This window comes from Saccharopolyspora spinosa NRRL 18395 (assembly GCF_000194155.1).
In the GTDB taxonomy this organism is placed as follows: domain Bacteria; phylum Actinomycetota; class Actinomycetes; order Mycobacteriales; family Pseudonocardiaceae; genus Saccharopolyspora; species Saccharopolyspora spinosa.
On record NZ_GL877878.1, the window covers coordinates 485,342 to 501,681 of the forward strand.

General features: G+C 70.3%; 20 protein-coding genes. 7 read left to right on the forward strand and 13 right to left on the reverse strand.

Annotated elements, in window-relative coordinates; genetic code table 11:
* From SSPN_RS0102405 to SSPN_RS0102430, 6 genes are all read right to left on the reverse strand, one after another.
* A partial coding sequence (locus tag SSPN_RS0102405; RefSeq protein WP_010306252.1) for a DEAD/DEAH box helicase occupies positions 1 to 1,485 on the reverse strand: 1,485 nt, incomplete at its 3' end.
* Positions 1,486 to 1,714: 229 nt separating this feature from the next.
* Complete coding sequence (locus SSPN_RS0102410) at positions 1,715 to 2,677, reverse strand: serine protein kinase RIO (protein ID WP_010306255.1); 963 nt, start codon at positions 2,675 to 2,677, stop codon at positions 1,715 to 1,717.
* A gap of 253 nt (positions 2,678 to 2,930) precedes the next feature.
* Positions 2,931 to 3,674 (reverse strand): peroxide stress protein YaaA, encoded by a 744-nt coding sequence (gene yaaA, locus SSPN_RS0102415; RefSeq protein ID WP_010306258.1) that lies wholly within the window; start codon positions 3,672 to 3,674, stop codon positions 2,931 to 2,933.
* Positions 3,675 to 3,731: 57 nt separating this feature from the next.
* Positions 3,732 to 4,649 (reverse strand): endonuclease domain-containing protein, encoded by a 918-nt coding sequence (locus SSPN_RS42115; protein ID WP_010306261.1) that lies wholly within the window; start codon positions 4,647 to 4,649, stop codon positions 3,732 to 3,734.
* A gap of 303 nt (positions 4,650 to 4,952) precedes the next feature.
* Entirely contained in the window at positions 4,953 to 5,273 is a 321-nt protein-coding gene (locus tag SSPN_RS0102425) for a cytochrome p450-like enzyme (RefSeq protein ID WP_010306265.1), read from the reverse strand.
* A gap of 72 nt (positions 5,274 to 5,345) precedes the next feature.
* A complete protein-coding gene (locus SSPN_RS0102430) occupies positions 5,346 to 5,699 on the reverse strand; it encodes a VOC family protein (protein ID WP_029534892.1) in 354 nt (117 codons plus the stop codon).
* 124 nt (positions 5,700 to 5,823) lie between these two features.
* On the opposite strand from SSPN_RS0102430, the gene SSPN_RS0102435 reads away from it, so the two are divergent.
* On the forward strand, positions 5,824 to 7,569 hold the full coding sequence (locus SSPN_RS0102435; protein ID WP_010306272.1) for a proline--tRNA ligase: 1,746 nt from the start codon (positions 5,824 to 5,826) through the stop codon (positions 7,567 to 7,569).
* Between the two features lie 102 nt (positions 7,570 to 7,671).
* On the opposite strand, the gene SSPN_RS59150 is transcribed toward SSPN_RS0102435, so the two are convergent.
* The 5 genes from SSPN_RS59150 to SSPN_RS0102460 form a co-directional block, all read right to left on the reverse strand.
* Complete coding sequence (locus tag SSPN_RS59150; protein ID WP_010306275.1) at positions 7,672 to 7,890, reverse strand: hypothetical protein; 219 nt, start codon at positions 7,888 to 7,890, stop codon at positions 7,672 to 7,674.
* A 405-nt stretch (positions 7,891 to 8,295) separates the two neighbouring features.
* Positions 8,296 to 8,982, reverse strand: coding sequence for an HAD family hydrolase (locus SSPN_RS0102445; protein WP_010306278.1), 687 nt, complete (start codon positions 8,980 to 8,982; stop codon positions 8,296 to 8,298).
* Positions 8,983 to 9,028: 46 nt separating this feature from the next.
* The gene (locus tag SSPN_RS56385; protein WP_010306280.1) at positions 9,029 to 9,250 is read right to left on the reverse strand and encodes a hypothetical protein; all 222 of its coding nucleotides are present in this window, start codon (positions 9,248 to 9,250) and stop codon (positions 9,029 to 9,031) included.
* A gap of 42 nt (positions 9,251 to 9,292) precedes the next feature.
* Positions 9,293 to 9,502 carry a hypothetical protein gene (locus SSPN_RS56390; protein ID WP_029534893.1) on the reverse strand — a complete coding sequence of 70 codons (210 nt, stop codon included), beginning with the start codon at positions 9,500 to 9,502 and terminating at the stop codon, positions 9,293 to 9,295.
* 253 nt (positions 9,503 to 9,755) lie between these two features.
* Positions 9,756 to 10,166 (reverse strand): YjbQ family protein, encoded by a 411-nt coding sequence (locus SSPN_RS0102460; protein WP_010306284.1) that lies wholly within the window; start codon positions 10,164 to 10,166, stop codon positions 9,756 to 9,758.
* 56 nt (positions 10,167 to 10,222) lie between these two features.
* Between SSPN_RS0102460 and SSPN_RS0102465 the strand changes: the two genes are divergently transcribed.
* Together SSPN_RS0102465 and SSPN_RS42125 are read left to right on the forward strand one after the other, a co-directional pair.
* Positions 10,223 to 11,248 (forward strand): aminotransferase class V-fold PLP-dependent enzyme, encoded by a 1,026-nt coding sequence (locus SSPN_RS0102465; protein ID WP_010306286.1) that lies wholly within the window; start codon positions 10,223 to 10,225, stop codon positions 11,246 to 11,248.
* A gap of 79 nt (positions 11,249 to 11,327) precedes the next feature.
* Positions 11,328 to 12,191, forward strand: a complete 864-nt coding sequence (locus tag SSPN_RS42125; protein WP_101377065.1) for a hypothetical protein — start codon at positions 11,328 to 11,330, stop codon at positions 12,189 to 12,191.
* Between the two features lie 134 nt (positions 12,192 to 12,325).
* On the opposite strand, the gene SSPN_RS0102475 is transcribed toward SSPN_RS42125, so the two are convergent.
* Both SSPN_RS0102475 and SSPN_RS0102480 read right to left on the reverse strand, forming a co-directional pair.
* Complete coding sequence (locus tag SSPN_RS0102475; RefSeq protein WP_010306292.1) at positions 12,326 to 12,772, reverse strand: ferritin-like domain-containing protein; 447 nt, start codon at positions 12,770 to 12,772, stop codon at positions 12,326 to 12,328.
* The gene (locus SSPN_RS0102480; protein WP_029534894.1) at positions 12,769 to 13,260 is read right to left on the reverse strand and encodes a hypothetical protein; all 492 of its coding nucleotides are present in this window, start codon (positions 13,258 to 13,260) and stop codon (positions 12,769 to 12,771) included. Before SSPN_RS0102480 ends, SSPN_RS0102475 begins: the two co-directional genes overlap by 4 nt.
* A 259-nt stretch (positions 13,261 to 13,519) precedes the next feature.
* On the opposite strand from SSPN_RS0102480, the gene rimP reads away from it, so the two are divergent.
* The 4 genes from rimP to SSPN_RS42130 all read left to right on the forward strand — a co-directional run.
* Complete coding sequence (gene rimP, locus SSPN_RS0102485; RefSeq protein WP_010306296.1) at positions 13,520 to 14,083, forward strand: ribosome maturation factor RimP; 564 nt, start codon at positions 13,520 to 13,522, stop codon at positions 14,081 to 14,083.
* Entirely contained in the window at positions 14,080 to 15,150 is a 1,071-nt protein-coding gene (nusA, locus tag SSPN_RS0102490) for a transcription termination factor NusA (protein WP_010306297.1), read from the forward strand. Before rimP ends, nusA begins: the two co-directional genes overlap by 4 nt.
* A gap of 149 nt (positions 15,151 to 15,299) precedes the next feature.
* A complete protein-coding gene (locus SSPN_RS50260; protein ID WP_237710422.1) occupies positions 15,300 to 15,578 on the forward strand; it encodes a YlxR family protein in 279 nt (92 codons plus the stop codon).
* Between the two features lie 92 nt (positions 15,579 to 15,670).
* The coding region (locus SSPN_RS42130) for a translation initiation factor IF-2 N-terminal domain-containing protein (protein WP_010306301.1) at positions 15,671 to 16,340 on the forward strand (670 nt) is incomplete at its 3' end.

The window sequence follows — 16,340 nt, forward strand, 5'->3', positions numbered from 1 at the left end:
CGGCCCGCGCCCGCGGGGCTCGCCCCGGCGTTCGCCGGGCTCGTGGGACGAGCGCTGCGCTCCGCCCGCGTCGCGCCCGCGCGACGCTTCACCTTGCTTCGCGCCACGGCTACGCCGCGCTTCGCCGTGCTGCGTACCGCGCTCGCGCTGCTGCGCACTGCGGCTGCGCGGTGCTTCGCGTTTCGGGGTGGCGATGGCGACGCCGTTGGGCTCGCGGGCGCCGGTCAGGCGCGCCAGTTCGGCGTCTTCCGGGCTGACTGTGGTGGTCGTGGCCGTCACGCCGGCTTGGTTCGTCATGGTTCGGAAGGCCTGCTTCTGGTCGTCGGTGACCAGGGTGACGACAGTGCCGGTCGCGCCCGCTCGGGCCGTGCGGCCCGCTCGGTGCAGGTAGTCCTTGGGGTCGGCCGGGGGTTCAACGTGCACCACGAGGCTGACGTCGTCGACGTGGATGCCGCGCGCCGCGACGTTCGTCGCCACCAGGGTTTCGGTCTCGCCGCTCTTGAACTCGTCGAGGATGCGGGTTCGCGCGTTCTGGGCCTTGCCGCCGTGCAGTGCCCCGGCGCGGATTCCGACCGCGCGCAGCTTCTTCGCCAGGCGGTCAGCATGGTGCTTGGTGCGCACGAACATGATCGTGCGGCCCTCGCGGGCCGCGATGCGGGCGAGCACAGCCTGCTTCTCGGCTGCGGACACCAGGAACTGGTGGTGCTCCATGCTGTCCACGCTCGCCGCCGGGGGCGCGAGCGAGTGCACCACCGGGTTGGTCATGTAGCGCTCGACCAGCTTGTCGACGTCGCCGTCCAGCGTCGCGGAGAACAGCAGGCGCTGGCCGTCGGCGGGCACCAGGTCGAGCAGTTCCCGGACCTGCGGCAGGAAGCCCATGTCCGCCATCTGGTCGGCCTCGTCGAGCGCGGTCCGCTCCACTTCGGACAGCACGCAGGTGCCTTGGCGCACGTGGTCGGCCAGGCGGCCGGGCGTCGCGACGAGCACGTCCACGCCCCGGCGCAGCGTATCGGCCTGCCTGGTGAACGACGTGCCGCCGACGACCTCGCGGACGTAGAACCCGAGCGCCTTGGCCAGCGGCTTGAGCGCGTCCGTGACCTGCGTGGCCAGTTCGCGGGTGGGTACCAGCACCAGCCCGCGCGGGTGCAGCGGGCGGGCGTTGCCCCGCTGCATCGCCAGCAGGGGCAGGCCGAAGGCGAGCGTCTTGCCTGACCCGGTCTGGCCCCGGCCGAGCACGTCGCGGCCGGTCAACGCGTCCGGGATGGTCGCCGCCTGGATCGGGAACGCCTCGACCATCCCGTTGTCCGCGAGGGCGCGCACCAGGCGGTTGGGCAGCCCGAGCTGGTCGAAGGGCGCCGGGTCGACGGCTGTGACGCCGACCTCGTCGAACAGGCTCCGCTTCGGCGCAGGCTGCTGCGCCTGTGGGCGGCGTCGGCGGGGTCGGCGGGACGAGCGCGCGGGCGTGGTGTACGAACTTGGTGACACGAAGAAACTCCCGGAAGACGGCGCGTCACGGGGAGGCTTCGCGGGGGGCCGCGTGCGATCTCAAGGACGAGCCCGGCGCGTTCGCGCCGATAGGTGGATTTCGAGTCCGTCGACTCGCGGTTGGGCCGGTGGTTCTCCTCCCGGCCGGTTCGGCGCCGAGTCTAGCCGATCGCGCACGGTCGCCGGTGGCTGGCGTACGCGGCGGCCGGACCCGGCGCTGAGACCACGATCACATCAGATTTCCCGCTGTGGCAAGGAGAACCGCGAGTTCCTCCGGGTCGGCCCGGTGCTCGTCGGCGCCGCGGGCGCGGAACCAGCCGGCGATGTTGTCCGCGTCACGTCGAAGGTAGGTAGGCCCCAGCGGATTCGCCGCCAGGTCGACCGCCTGCGGCAGGTCGATCAACATCAGCCGACCGTCGTGCACCAGCACGTTGTAAGCCGACAGGTCGCCGTGCGTGAACCCCTGTTCGGCCAACACCACGAGCGCGTCGACGAGTTGCAACCAGAGCTCGGTGAGCTCGTCCGGCGTCGGGCGCAGCGCCGCGAGGCGCGGGGCCGCCGTGCCGTCGGCGGAGCCCAGGAACTCCAGCAGGAGCTCGGTGCCGACGCGCTGCACGGGATAGGGCACCGGCGCACCGGCAGCCCACAGCGACGACAGCACGGAGAACTCCGCCACCGCCCACTGCTGCGCGATCATGCCGCGGCCGAACGAGCTGCGTTGCTGCATCGCCCGCATCTCGCGGGACTTGCGCATCCGTCGGCCTTCCAGGTAGCCCGCGTCGCGGTGGAACATGCGGTGGTCCATGTCCCGGTACCGCTTCGCGGCGAGCAAGCAGGAGGACCCGCCGGGCACCGACCTGCGAAGCAAGTGCACGTCGGCTTCCTTACCGGTCTTCAGGACTCCCAGCTCATGGTCGACCGCCGCCAGCTCGGTCACCAGCCAGGACGGGCGCGGCTGCGGACCGCGTTCCCCGGTGTCCCATGTGGACCACCGGTCGGCGTCGTCGGGTAGCGGTTGTGGCTCGGGCTCGTCGCGCAGCACGGCGAGCCGTTCGCGTTCTTCCTCGGTGAGTCGGCCGCGTCGCATCGGCTCGTCGTCGAACCGGGGCCTTTTCGGCTGCTTCTTGTTGCGGTTCTTGGTCGGTTTCGTGGTGCGGAACAGATTCGGGTCGTATGCGTCGTACGAAGACAAGTCTGGTGCTCCTCAGGCGGGACCTCCGCCGGGCACCGCTGCTTCAGCGCATGGGCGGCGGAGGGATAAGGGTTCGGGTGTCATCGCGCGCGAAAACTCCGCGCCCAACCGTTGCAACGGCCACCGTGGCGAACCTCCCTCCTCGTGCTGTGTCAGCTCGCGGACAAGTCTCGACGATCAGCGCCCGCAGCTGCAACTGATTTTTCGCGGGGCCTGATTTTCGCTGGAACTAGCCGAGTTCAGCGGCAGGCGTTCAGGCTTGAACGACGACGCAGAGCTTGCGGGTGCCTTCGCGCTCCACGCGCAGGCCGGCGTCGTTGGCCACGTCGATGACGTCCTCGACCTCGGCGGGCTCGTCCGGCGACTGGGCGAGCGCCCGCGCCAGCTTCCCCTTGTGCGCCTTGTTGTGGTGGCTGACCACCTTGCGCTTGCCCGTCGCGTCCTCAGACAGCACGCGCACCTCCACGGCGCTGGGAACCCTGGCCAACGCGGCGTAAGCCCCGGACCTCAGGTCGACGACGAGGCCATCGGCCGCGGCCAGCACCGGCTCCAGCGCCGGCCGCCACGCGCCGCGCAAGGTGCCCAGGCCGGGCAGCGGACTGCCGCCGGAGAGCCGGTAGGCCGGAATCGAGTCCGTGCCGTGCACGATGCCGAACAGCGCAGAGGCGACGGCGAGCCGAGCATCGGCCTGCTTGCGTTCCACCGCCGACAGCGAACGCACGGCGAGGGCGTCGTAGAGCACCCCGGTGTAGCGCTCCAAGGCCGGCGCGGTGGGCGAATCCCAGAGCTCGGAGTTGCGCCGGACCTCGTCGACCTGCCGCTCCGACAGCCCGAGCGCCTCCAGACTGGCGGGCACGTCGTCGGCCAAAGTGGACAGTGCCTCGATCAGCTTCCGCCTCGTGGGAGTCAACTCCGGGTGCGACAGGCCGTCCAGGTCCAGCGGCGAGCCCGACCCGCCGACCGACTTGGTCTCCGAAGGAGGAAGCAGAACCAACACCCCACCAGGGTAAGCGGCCCCAACCCAACGCCGACGAGCCCCGTGCACCCCCGAGGCTCACGCAATTTCCATTGAAATCGGACCTTCGATTGCGTACTGATGTTTCAGCGCGGCCTCGATCCTCGCAAAGACCTCGTCGAAACCTTCTCGAAGCTGGTCGTTCGTCACGACGATGACGACCCAGCCGAGACGCCTGAGACGGTTCCGCCGGATCTCGTCGCGCTTGATCTGGGCCGGGTCCGCATGCCATCCCCCGTCGTACTCGACCGCAACCCGGGCCGCCTCGAAGCCGAGGTCTACCCGGGCGACGAACCCGTCACCATCGAAGACCTCCAGCTGCGGAACCGGGCGCAGGCCGCGCAGCACGAGTTCGACGCGGAGGTTCGACTCCGGTACGGACTCCGCGCGGCCGTCGAGAAGTTCGAGTCGCATCCGCGCCCGGACGATTCCGTGATCCTTCCTGCCGACCAGGAAGCCCGCGATCTCCTCGATCGTGATGCTCCCCGAGTGCAGCAGCGCGTCGCAGTACCCGACGGCTTGGGATATTGAACGCTGCTTCAACATGTCGAACGAAATGCGCGGGAATCCAGCCACCCCTGCCCCGTGCCACGACGAATGCTCGAAGTCGAAGGCCCGGGCGGCGGTGCAGCGCAGTCCTTGCCTGCGAAGCATCCCGTCCTTCCGCGGCACGATCACTTCGACCGGAGTCCTGAAGTCCGCGAGCGGAACGCCCCGCAGCGTTGCGGCGGATCGGCCGGTGATCACCGCGCCGCTTGGCAAGGTCATGGCCGCTGCAGCGCATTTGAGCTCGTGCGTCAGCGGGGTTTCGCAGGTGGTGTAGACACCGTGCAGCACCCTGCGGAAGGCACTGCTCCGCAACTGCCCGTCGCTGATGCCCGCGGCGATGGCCTCGGAGCGGAGGAAGAGGTTGTGGGGGGTATTGCCGATTTCGGGCGGGATCGAATGGGATGTCATGTAGATGTAGAGGCGTGAGACTCCTGATCAGATACACCTCGTCGAAAATCTGTGGATAAATCGGGTTCCTTGTGGATAACTTCCGTAATTTCAATGGAAATCGATGGTCCGATTTCCATTGAAATTGCGGTACCCCGTGGGTCGGTACCTTGTGGGTCGGTACCTTGTGGGTCGGGGTGCTCGCGTGTCCGCCTGTGGCCGACGGCGGCGAGCTCCATGTCCTCGTGCGCGATCCGCATCGTCACCTGAACGGGTGGATCCCAGCGCAGCGTCTCCTCGACCACCGCCGACGCCATGCCCGGATCAGCGCGCAGCAGGGGGCGGGTCGCCGTAGGAGCCGTCGCTGGTGCGCACGCCGAACCGCCGGTCCCGCAGCACCTCGTCGCACAGCTGGTGGGTCGTCGCGACGAGCACACCGAGCCGACTGCGCACCAGCGGCCCCCGCTCGCGCATCTCCCGGTACAGCGGGTACGGGTCGTCCCGCCACGGGGAGTGCAGCAGGCGCGCCATCGGGTCGCCGCGCTTGGCGGAGAACCAGGTCAGCGCGCCCTGCGCGCGCAGTCGCGTGCGGAGGCCGAGTTCCGCCCACCGGTTGTTGGCGGTGCGGGCCTGTTGAACGGGCATCGGAGCCCCTCGCGAAACGGACCTACTTCGGGGTAACCGCAAGCGCGGCGGCTCGACAATGGGCCAACCGGATCAGTGTCCGCTCGCGACGCAGAATTCGTTGCCCTCCGGGTCCGCGAGCACAGTCCACCGCAGGCCGTCGGGCCCGTCGTGCTCGCCCAGCTCCGTCGCCCCCAGCTCGACGAGGCGGCGCACCTCGGCCTGCCGGTCGGCGGTGTCCAGGTCCACGTGCGCCCGGTTCTTCCCGGCGCGCGGTTCGGGCACCCGCTGCAGCGCGAGCGCCACACCGCCCTCTTTGTTCGCGGCGAGCATCACGAACTTCTCGTCGTCGAAGACGACCGAGGTCTCCAAAGCCTGCGTCCAGAACTCGGCCAGCTTCCGGGGCGATGCGCAGTCGATCGTCACCATGCCGATACTCAATGCCATAGCGCGGAAGATATGCGCCGACCCCGACACCTGCCGGGTGACGCGGGTAATCCGCTGGTGGTGACCCCGGGGTGGGTCGCTACCCTGCCGTTGACGAATCAGGCCGGATGAGGAGCTAGTAGCCGTGATCACGAGGATGTCGACGTTGTTCCTGCGTACCCTGCGCGAGGATCCGGCCGACGCCGAGGTGCCGAGCCACAAGCTGCTCGTCCGCGCCGGCTACGTCCGCCGGATCGCGCCGGGCATCTACTCGTGGCTGCCGCTGGGCCTGCGGGTGCTGCGCAAGATCGAGGAGATCGTGCGCGAGGAGATGAACGCGATCGGAGCGCAGGAGATCCACTTCCCCGCGCTGCTGCCGAAGGAGCCCTACGAGGCCACCGGCCGCTGGACCGAGTACGGCCCGAACCTGTTCCGGTTGAAGGACCGCAAGGGCGGCGACTACCTCCTCGGCCCGACGCACGAGGAGCTTTTCGCGCTCACGGTCAAGGGCGAGTACAGCTCCTACAAGGACTACCCGGTCATGCTGTACCAGATCCAGACCAAATACCGGGACGAGGAGCGGCCCCGCGCCGGCATCCTGCGCGGCCGCGAGTTCGTCATGAAGGACTCCTACTCCTTCGACCTGGACGACGAGGGGCTGGCCAACTCCTACCAGCTGCACCGCGACGCCTACATCCGGATCTTCGACCGGGTCGGGCTGCGCTACGTGATCGTCGCGGCCACCTCCGGCGCGATGGGCGGCTCGGCGTCCGAGGAGTTCCTCGCCGAGAGCGAGACCGGTGAGGACACCTTCGTCCGCAGCACCGGGTCGGGCTTCGCCGCCAACGTCGAGGCCGTGGTCACCCCAGTACCGCCCGTCGAGCCGATCGAGGGCAAGGCGGCCGCCGAGGTCCACCACACCCCGAACACGCCGACCATCGAGACCTTGGTCGACTTCCTCAACGCCAACACCGACCGCAAGTTCACCGCGGCCGACACGCTGAAGAACGTGCTGGTCAAGAACCGGCAGCCGGGCTCGCAGGATTGGGAGCTGCTGGCCGTGGGCGTGCCCGGGGACCGCGAGGTCGACATGAAGCGGCTGGAGGCCTCGCTGGAGCCCGCCGAGGTGGCGCTGTTGGAGGAGGCCGACTTCGCCGCCAACCCGTTCCTGGTCAAGGGCTACATCGGCCCGAAGGCGCTGCAGGACAACGGGGTTCGCTACCTGGTCGACCCGCGCGTGGTGACCGGGACGGCTTGGGTCACCGGCGCGGACAAGGCCGACCACCACGTGGTGGACCTGCTGTGCGGCCGGGACTTCACCCCGGACGGCACCATCGAGGCCGCCGAGGTCCGCGAGGGCGACCCGTCCCCGGACGGCCAGGGCACCCTGGTCGCCGCGCGCGGTATCGAGATCGGCCACATCTTCCAGCTCGGCCGCAAGTACGCCGACGCGTTCTCGCTGGACGCGCTCGGCCAGGACGGCAAGCCGAAGCGGATCACAATGGGCTCCTACGGCGTCGGGGTTTCGCGGTTGGTCGCCGCGATCGCCGAGCAGAGCCACGACGAGCAAGGCCTGGTGTGGCCGCGCGAGGTGGCTCCCGCCGACGTGCACGTGGTGATCGCGGGCAAGGACGAGAGCATCCGGGAGCGTGGCGAGGCCATCGCGGCCGAGCTCGACACGGTCGGCGTGCAGGTGATCCTGGACGACCGGACGGTGTCGCCGGGTGTGAAGTTCGCCGACTCCGAGCTCCTCGGGGTGCCGACGGTCCTGGTGGTCGGCAAGGGCTTGGCCAAGGGCGTCGTCGAGGTCCGCGACCGGCGTTCGGGCGAGCGCGTGGAGGTCGAGGCCGACAACGCCGTGCCGCACCTCATCGAGGTCATCCGCGGCTGACCGCGGATCTGGGCTGGCCGGGGCGCGTGAGCGATTTCGGTGCTGTAGTGGCTGTTCCAAACTCGTCTTGCGTGGCGGAACCCTTATAGCGCCGGAAGCCACTCACAGTCTCCGGTCGTTCAGCGGGGTCGGTACGCGGATCTTCACCGGGGTGGCCAGCAGGCTGGATCGGCTCAGTCCGAACGTCGCGTGGAAAGCCGTGCTGAAGTGCGAGGGGTTCGCGAACCCCCCCGCCGCAGTCGTCGCGGCGGCCAGCCGTTCGGCGGGCGGGTCCGGGTCGGCGCGCAGCAGCTCCAGCGCTTCCCGGGGCCGATCGTCCACAGTGGCCGGGCCCCTCCTGCTGCGCGCTCCGCCCAGCGCCGCCCCGCGTTAGGATCGGCCAGTTGTCGGCCCAGCTCGCGGTTCGGCAGCCGGGGCGGGATGAAGGCGCTGAGAACGCGCGAGTTCGCGCCGTCGATCAGCACGTCCAGCGCCTCGTCGACCCCGACTGCCAGGCATGACACCGAACCGGAGTGCGCGTCCAGGCGTAGCGACGGCCCGGCGTAGAGCGCCTCGCCTGGCCGCACCACACCATTCCGCGTTCAGGAGAGCACGTTTCTGAAAGTGCCCACTTTCCGCTTCGCGATCGTTGCCGTCGACCGGCCCACCGTTCTGCCCGATCTGGTTCTACTGCTGCGTCGGGATCGTCGCCGCCTGGATGCTGCTCGGTGCGGCGTCGGGGTGAGCTCACGACAGCGCGGCGAGCACCGCGTCGGTGTCGGCGAGGGTGGGCAGCACGGCGTGTGCACCGGCCTCGCGGAGGTCGTCCTCGCTGCTGGAGCCGGTGGCCACGCCGACCGCGACGGCGCCGAAGCGCAGCGCGCCCGCGACGTCGTGCGGCGTGTCGCCGACGACCACGACGGAGTCGGGAGAGATCGGCTTGCCGTGGCGGTCTTCGGTCCTGGCGACGGAGTCGGCGATCAGGTCGTGGCGGTGCATCGAGGCGGCGCCGAAACCACCGATCTCGAAGTCGATGTGGTGGTGCAGGTCGAACGATTCGAGCTTGTGGAAGGCGACTTCCGCGAGGTTCCCGGTGACCAGCGTCTGGGTGAACCTCGGCTCGGCCGCCAGCGCCGTCAGCGCCCGCGCGGCTCCCGGCAGCGCGCTGCCGCGATGCGACAGCTCGTCGCGCGTCTCGGCGACCGCGCTGGTCAGCGCCGCGAACATGGCCGCGATCGTGGGCTCGTCGGGGGTGCTGCCGTGGATCTCCAGCACGTCGGTGGTGATTGCCAACTCGGTGCGGCCGGCGGTGTCCGGCATGCGTTGTAGCGCCTTGCCGGTCACGTCCGCGAGCGCGCGGCGGTACCAGCGGGCGCCGAAGCCCCGGGCGTCGATCAGCGTCAGGTCGATGTCCCACAGCACGAGTCGGGTCACCGCACCATCCTGCCAGCTAAACGCCCGGAACGGGCCATGCCAGGTGTCAGGACGCGAGGTCGCTGCGGGCCGTTTCCGTGACGATCGACATGCCCACCACCGTCAGCGCGAGGCAGCAGACCAGCATGATCGCCACCGGCATCGCCGAATGCGACGCCCGCAGCAGCGCCGCACCCGCCCGCAGCAGCGCCGCGTCCGCCCGCAGCAGCGCCGCACCCGCCAGCGGCGCGGCGGCACCGGCGCGCACCGTGGCGGCCTGATACCCCACCGATACACCTGAAAAGCGCGCTGAAGTGCCGAAAAGCTGGGCTTAGAAGGCGGATTGCGCCCCGATCATCGTGCCAGGCAGCAGCGGGCCGACCGCCACTGCCAGGAACACCAACGCCGGGTCGTGGCTCGCGACGAACGGGAAGAAGATGATCGTCCACAGTGCACGTCCAATGGCGGCGGTGACCGCCACCGGGCGGCTGCCGAGCCGGTCGGACAACGCCCCGCTGCCGAGCATCGTCAACGTCTGCATGAGGGAGCCGACCGTGACGGCAGTGGTCGTGAGAGCCGTGGGAAGCCCGATGTTGCCCGCGTAGACCAGCCGGAAGATCGTGAACCAGCGGCCTTCTCCACTCCGGGATTCCGGACTTGTGCATGACCAAATACGCGGCGTGTGAGGGGGCTATGGCGGATTTGCCGTTTGCGGTAGCCCCGGACCTTGCGACTTCCAGCGTCGCGGCTGCGGATCGGCCAGGATGAAAACGCTCATCGCGGGATGAGTGAGCTCAGCCGGGTAGGAAGCTCAGGCGGACACGGCGGACCGGATTGTCCACATTGGTGTCCACCAGGCACACCGACTGCCAGGTGCCCAGCGCGAGCTCGCCGCCCAGCACCGGGATCGTCGCGTAAGGCGGGACGAACGCGGGCAGCACGTGGTCCCGGCCGTGCCCCGGCGAACCGTGCCGGTGCCGCCAGCGGTCGTCTGCGGGCAGTAGGTCCCGCAGCGCGGCGAGCAGGTCATCGTCGCTGCCCGCGCCGGTCTCGATGATCGCCAGCCCGGCGGTCGCGTGCGGCACCCAGACGTTGAGCAGCCCGTCGCGGGCCCCGGCCGAACGCAGGAACCGGTCGCACTCCGCGCCCAGGTCGTAGACGACCTCCACGGAGCCGGTCCGGATCTCGATTTCCTCGCTGTGCATGGGTTCAACCGTAGGCAGCCGTTCCGGATGGGCCCAGCCGGTGCGAGGATGCGGGCATGCGAGAGGCATTCGGTGCGAGCTTCGACGTCCCAGACGGCTACCTGAACACCGCGAGCATCGGCGTCCCGCCCGTTGACGCGGCCCGCGCGGTCGCCGAGTCGGTGGCGCGCTGGGGAAGTGGCCTGGCCGGACCGAAGGACTTCGACCCGGCCGTGGCCACCGCTCGGGCCGCGTTCGCCCGCCTGATCGGCACCACCGCGGACCGGGTGGCGATCGGGGCTACCGCCTCCCAACTCGTCGGCCTGGTCGCCGCGAGCCTGCCGGCCGGGGCCCGCGTGCTGGTCGCCGCGAACGAGTTCACCAGCGTCGTCTTCCCCTTCGCCGCGCAGCGGGACAGGGGAGTGCGGGTGACCGAGGTCGAGCTGTCCGAGATCGCCGAGCACGCCGCCGATCACGACGTGGTCGCGGTCAGCGTCGTGCAGTCCAGCGACGGCCGGATCGTCGATCTCGACGCCCTGCGGCAGATCGCCGCGGCGAACTCGACGAGGGTGCTGCTCGACGTCACGCAGGCACTCGGTTGGCTGCCGTTGCAGCTCGATTGGGCCGACTGGGTCGTGGGTGCGGCCTACAAGTGGCTGCTGTCGCCGCGCGGCGCCGCCTGGCTGGCGGTCCACCCGGATGCGCCCGAGATCCAGCCGAGCAGTGCGAACTGGTACGCGGGCCAGGACCCGTGGAGCTCCACCTACGGCCTGCCCCTGCGGCTGGCGGCCGGCGCCCGCGCGCTCGACCTCTCGCCCACGTGGTTGGCGCAGGTCGGGGCGGCCGCGGCGATGGACTGGCTGGCTGGGATCGACATGACGGCCGTCGCCAAGCACTGCGTCGGGCTGGCCGACGAGTTCCGGACGGCCCTGGACCTGCCCGCTGCGGGCTCGGCGATCGTGTCGGTGCAGGTGCCCGACGCCGTGTCCAAGCTCACCGCGGCCGGGGTCGCCTGCGCGGCGCGGGCGGGCCGGGCCAGGCTGTCGTTCCACCTCTACAACACTGGTGCCGACGTCGAGCGTGCGATGCTCGCGTTGCGATGAACATCAGGGGTGTCCGTCTTGTAATCCGCGCCCGCTACCGTTGGTGCTCGTGCCGGACCGACGAGGTGTGCCCGAAGAGATGACAGGAGCACAAGCCAACACGCAGCGTGAAACCACGCCGCTGCGCCGCGACAATTCGCTGATCAGGCCTGATCGCGCGCTGGCGGTGCCACCGGAAGAGGCCACCCTGCCTGAGTTCCCCGCGCTGCCCCGCCAGGACCTGCCGCCCCACCCCGAACCTCCCCATCCCGAACCGTCCCGCGCCGAACTGTCCCACCCCGAACCGCCGCGACCCGATGCGCCGCGACCGCAGGTGCACCAGCCGACGAGTCGGCAGGCCGCCCCGGTGGCGCAACCGCGCCGCGTCACGCCAGCGAGCTGGCTGCTGCGGGGGCTCGGGTTGTTGGTGGTCGCGGTGCTGTCCGGCCTGATCTGGCTGACGCTGAAGCCGGACAGCGGCGAGGAGGCCGCGCCGACACCGGACCTGCCGCGCTACCAATTCACGCCGATCCACCGCGAAGAAGCGTTCCAGGGCTGCCAGAACGTCTCCACCGCCAAGATCAAGAGCTTCTTCCAGAAACAGGAGTGCACGCACCTCACGCGGGCGCTTTACAGCACCACGCTGCCCGACGGCACCCGTGTGCTGACCTCGCTGGTCACCGTCCTGATGCCGGATGCGGCGACCGCGCAGCAGCTGAACGACCTGACCACCAAGGACGGCACTGGCAACATCCGCGACCTGGTCGACGACGGCCGGGACGGCACCAAGGGCATGCCCACGCTGGACGACGACGCCTACGCCTCGGACCGCCAGGACCGGCTGGTGGTGATCGGCGACTCGGCCTACTACGACAAGAACACGCCGAAGAAGGACCCGACCCTGCTCGACGTGACCCGCGAAGTCCTGAAGCTCGGCTGGCCTCAGGAGCAGACCCCGCGCTGACACGTGGGCACCCCGGCAGGTCCCAAGCGACCCGGTCAGCTCCCGGCAGCGCCGCGTTTCCGCTGGTCAGTTCCTGCGATTCCGCAAAACCGCCCACGGGCCCACCCGCGAACCCGAGTCGTCGACCGGGAAGGTCAGGGCTGGCCGGGGAAGGGTAGTGCGGCCGGTTGCCTGCCGATGGTGAGCCGCCAGCGGGTGGCCCGGACCGCTGATGTGGTGAGGCCATCGAGCGCGATGCCTCGGAGCGCGGGGTCCTCGGTATTCTCCAACACCGACCGCCAGCCGATCTCGCAGTCGTTCTCCGCCGTGACCAACATCCCGATCGCCGCCTCCTGGCCGCTCACCGGCTCCCCGACGGAGTACGCCGGCTGAGCCGCCACCGGCGTCTGCGCCGCGTCGCGGAGCGTCCGCTCCGCGGTGTCGCGCAGCCTCTGGTGCTGCTCCATCGCGTCGTCGATCGCACTGCGCACGCGGGGTTCGCCCGCGAACGCGCTCGCCAACCCGTACACCCACACGGCCGCGTGCTCCGCGCTCAACGCGCTGCGCAGCGCGTTGCCCGCTTCCTCCGAAAGCTCGGTCATCCGAGCACCTCCCGCAGGCTCGCGCAGCTCGCCGAGACCGACCCCGCCAGCCCGGCTCGGTAGGGCGGCAGCCCCGGTACCAGCTTGGCCGCCGCGTCCTGCGCCCCGGTCAGCGCATCGCGCAGCGCCTTCGCCGCTGCGTTCGCCGATCCCGGGGCCTGCTTCGGTGCCGGTTCGGGCACCGACGGCGGGTCTTTCGGGTCGCGTGGGGCCAGTCGGTCGATCTCGCGCTGCATCGCGTTGGCGTGCGCGCTCCGCACGGTGGCGATCTCGTTGGCGGTGTCGGCCAGTTCCGAATGCGACTGCGCGATCGCCATCGCGAGCTGGGCGTCGGATTTCGCCGCCGCCGCCAGTGCCAACAGCGGGTCGGGCTCGTCAAGTGCCGAGCTGCACGCCGCGGTCAACGCGGCGGCTGCTGGCACGGCCGCGAACAGCCGCAGCACGCTCCGCCGCCCCAGCACCGACCTGGCTCGCGAGGGGGATTCCACGTCGTCCTATCCTGCCAGGCGATCACCAGGCCGAACGCCTCGGCACCGCCGGTGGCGATCCGCATGGTCGCCGACTCGATCCGCCGATCGTTGGGGTCCCACGCCGCGCTCGGCTGCGTGTGGACGCGATACCCTGGGCGACCGCGGCTGGCAAGGGCAGGATGGTCGTGTCGGTACCGCGGGCCGACCGACCCGCGACCCGGTGCCGCGATGTTGCCAGGTCTGTACAGACCCCGATCGAAATTTAGGGAGTGCCAACGTGTCCAGCCCGCCGCACGGTGCGATCACCGCGCAGCTGGAGCCCGTCGTAGCCGAGGCCGTGGCTCGAACGGGCTTCGACCTGGAGGAGTTCGACGTGCAGCAGGCCGGCCGCCGCCGGCTGATCAAGGTCGTCATCGACTCCGACGACGGGGTCGGGCTCGACGAGATCTCCGACGTCAGTCGCGCGGTGTCGGAGGTGCTGGACGCGCACGAGCACGTCCTGGCCGGCTCCTACACGCTGGAAGTCACCTCGCCAGGCGTGGACCGGCCGCTGACCCGCGCGCGGCACTGGCGGCGGGCGCGCTACCGGCTGGTCAAGATCAAGTTCACCGGCGAGAAGGGCGAGAAGTTGGTGGCGCGGGTCGGTGAAGCCGATGATGAAGGCGTCACGGTGCTGGTCGGCGGCGAGCTGCGCCGGGTGGCCTACTGTGATGTCGAACGCGCCGTGGTCGAGGTGGAGTTCCAGCAGCCACCGGCGGAGGATTTGGTCAAACTGGAGCGGGCTGCGGGCGGCGTTTCCCAAGCGGGGGACGACCGGGAAGACACGGAGGAGTCGAGGTGAACGTCGACATCGCGGCGCTGCGTGCGATCGAACGCGACAAGGACATCCCGTTCGAAACGGTCCTGGAAGCGATCGAATCGGCACTGCTCACCGCATACCGCCACACCGAGGGACACCAGTCGCACGCGCGGGTGGAGGTGGACCGCAAGACCGGTGTCGTGCGGGTCATCGCGCACACCCTGGCCGCCGACGGCAGCGTGCAAGAGGAATGGGACGACACCCCGGAGGGCTTCGGGCGGATCGCGGCGACCACCGCGCGGCAGGTCATCCTGCAGCGCCTGCGCGACGCCGAGCACGAGCGGACCTTCGGCGAGTTCGCCACCAAGGAAGGTGAGATCCTCGGCGGCGTCATCCAGCGCGACGCCCGGGCCAACTCCCGTGGCATGGTCATCGTGCAGGTCGGGGACAGCGAAGGTGTGATTCCCGCCGCTGAGCAGGTGCCTGGCGAGAACTACGAGCACGGCACCCGGATCAAGTGCTACGTCGTCGGGGTGTCCCGGAGCGCGCGCGGACCGCAGATCACGCTGTCGCGCACGCACCCGAACCTGGTGCGGCGGCTGTTCGCGCTGGAGGTGCCGGAGATCGCCGACGGCACCGTGGAGATCCCTGCGGTGGCGCGGGAGGCCGGGCACCGCTCCAAGATCGCGGTGCGCTCGACGGTCAGCGGCGTCAACGCAAAGGGCGCCTGCATCGGGCCGATGGGCTCCCGGGTGCGCAACGTGATGAGCGAGCTGGGTGGCGAGAAGATCGACATCATCGACTACTCGGACGACCCGGCCACCTTCGTCGGCAACGCGCTGTCACCGGCCAAGGTAGTCTCGGTGGAGGTCGTCGACGAGCGGACCAAGACCGCTCGGGTGGTCGTGCCGGACTTCCAGCTTTCGCTGGCGATCGGCAAGGAAGGCCAGAACGCCCGGCTGGCGGCGCGGCTGACCGGCTGGCGGATCGACATCCGCAGCGACGCCGACCCCGGTGAACCCACCAGCGCGGCGGGCCAGCCCCCGGCGCAGGCGTCCGGGTTGGACCCTGCGGTGGAAGGTCTGCCGACCGTGGGTTCGGCCGAGTAACGTCGTCGGGTTAGAATCACAGGAGGTTCGACGCGAAGGGAGCGACAATCCGCACACGTGTGTCCGGTGAACGCGGCGAGAGCTGTGGGCCGGTGCGTACTTGCGTGGGGTGTCGTGCCCGGACGTCGTCCTCTGAGCTGCTACGTGTGGTGGCTGAGGTCGGTCGGGCAGGTCCCGTCGCTGTTCCTGATCCACGACGTCGGCAACCGGGCCGGGGAGCATGGCTGCACCCCGATCCGGCGTGCCTTCGTCTGGCAGAGCGGCGCCGGGCTTTTCCGCGTGCACTGCGTGTGCCGGGAGCCCTGGACACCTCAGCCGTGCAGGCCCACCTGAGTGCCGGGCAACCGCAGTCGGCAGCTCAAGACATGACCGACGCGGGATCCGTCCCGCGCCAGGCAACTGAAGGAAAGCAGGTCGACCCGTCATGAATCAGCCGTGAAGCTGAAGCCATGAACGCGCATCGGCGATAGGACGAGGTCGAGCGGGACTGCCGCCCGGCCTCACCCAGATGAGGAGAGCAGTGGCAGGCAAGGCCCGCGTACATGAGCTCGCCAAAGAGCTCGGTGTTACCAGCAAGGAAGTTCTGAACAAGCTCGCCGAGCAGGGCGAGTACGTGAAGTCCGCGTCGTCCACCGTGGAAGCCCCGGTGGCGCGCAGGCTGCGCGACGCGCTAGCCAAGCCCTCGGCGTCGAAGAAGAGCGACGCCAGCGGCGGCGGCAAGCCCGCTCCGGCAGAGCCCAGGCCGTCCCGCGCCGAAGCGGCGGCGCCGAAGCCTGGACCCAAGCCCGGTCCGCGCCCCGAGGGGCCGGCCGGTGAGCGTCCCAAGCCCGGCCCCAAGCCGGGTCCGAAGCCGACCCCCAAGCCCGAGCCGGAGTTCAAGCAGGTCGAGCAGGTCCCGGCTGCCAAGGCCGAGACCCGGCCGGCGCCGGGCTCCAGGACCGAGAACAGGCCCGCATCGGGCCCCAAGCCCGGTCCGAAGCCGCGCCCGAAGCAGGGCGGCGACGGCGATGCAGGTGTGGTCCCGCCGCGCCCGAAGGCACCCAAGCCTGGACCGCGGCAGCCGCGCGTCGGCAACAACCCGTTCGGCGTCGGCAGCGGAGCGCCGCAGCAGCGGCCGCCGCGGCCGGGCCCGGGTGGCCGTCAGGGCGGCGGGCAGGGCCCCGGCCGGCACCAGGGAGGGCACGGGCGGC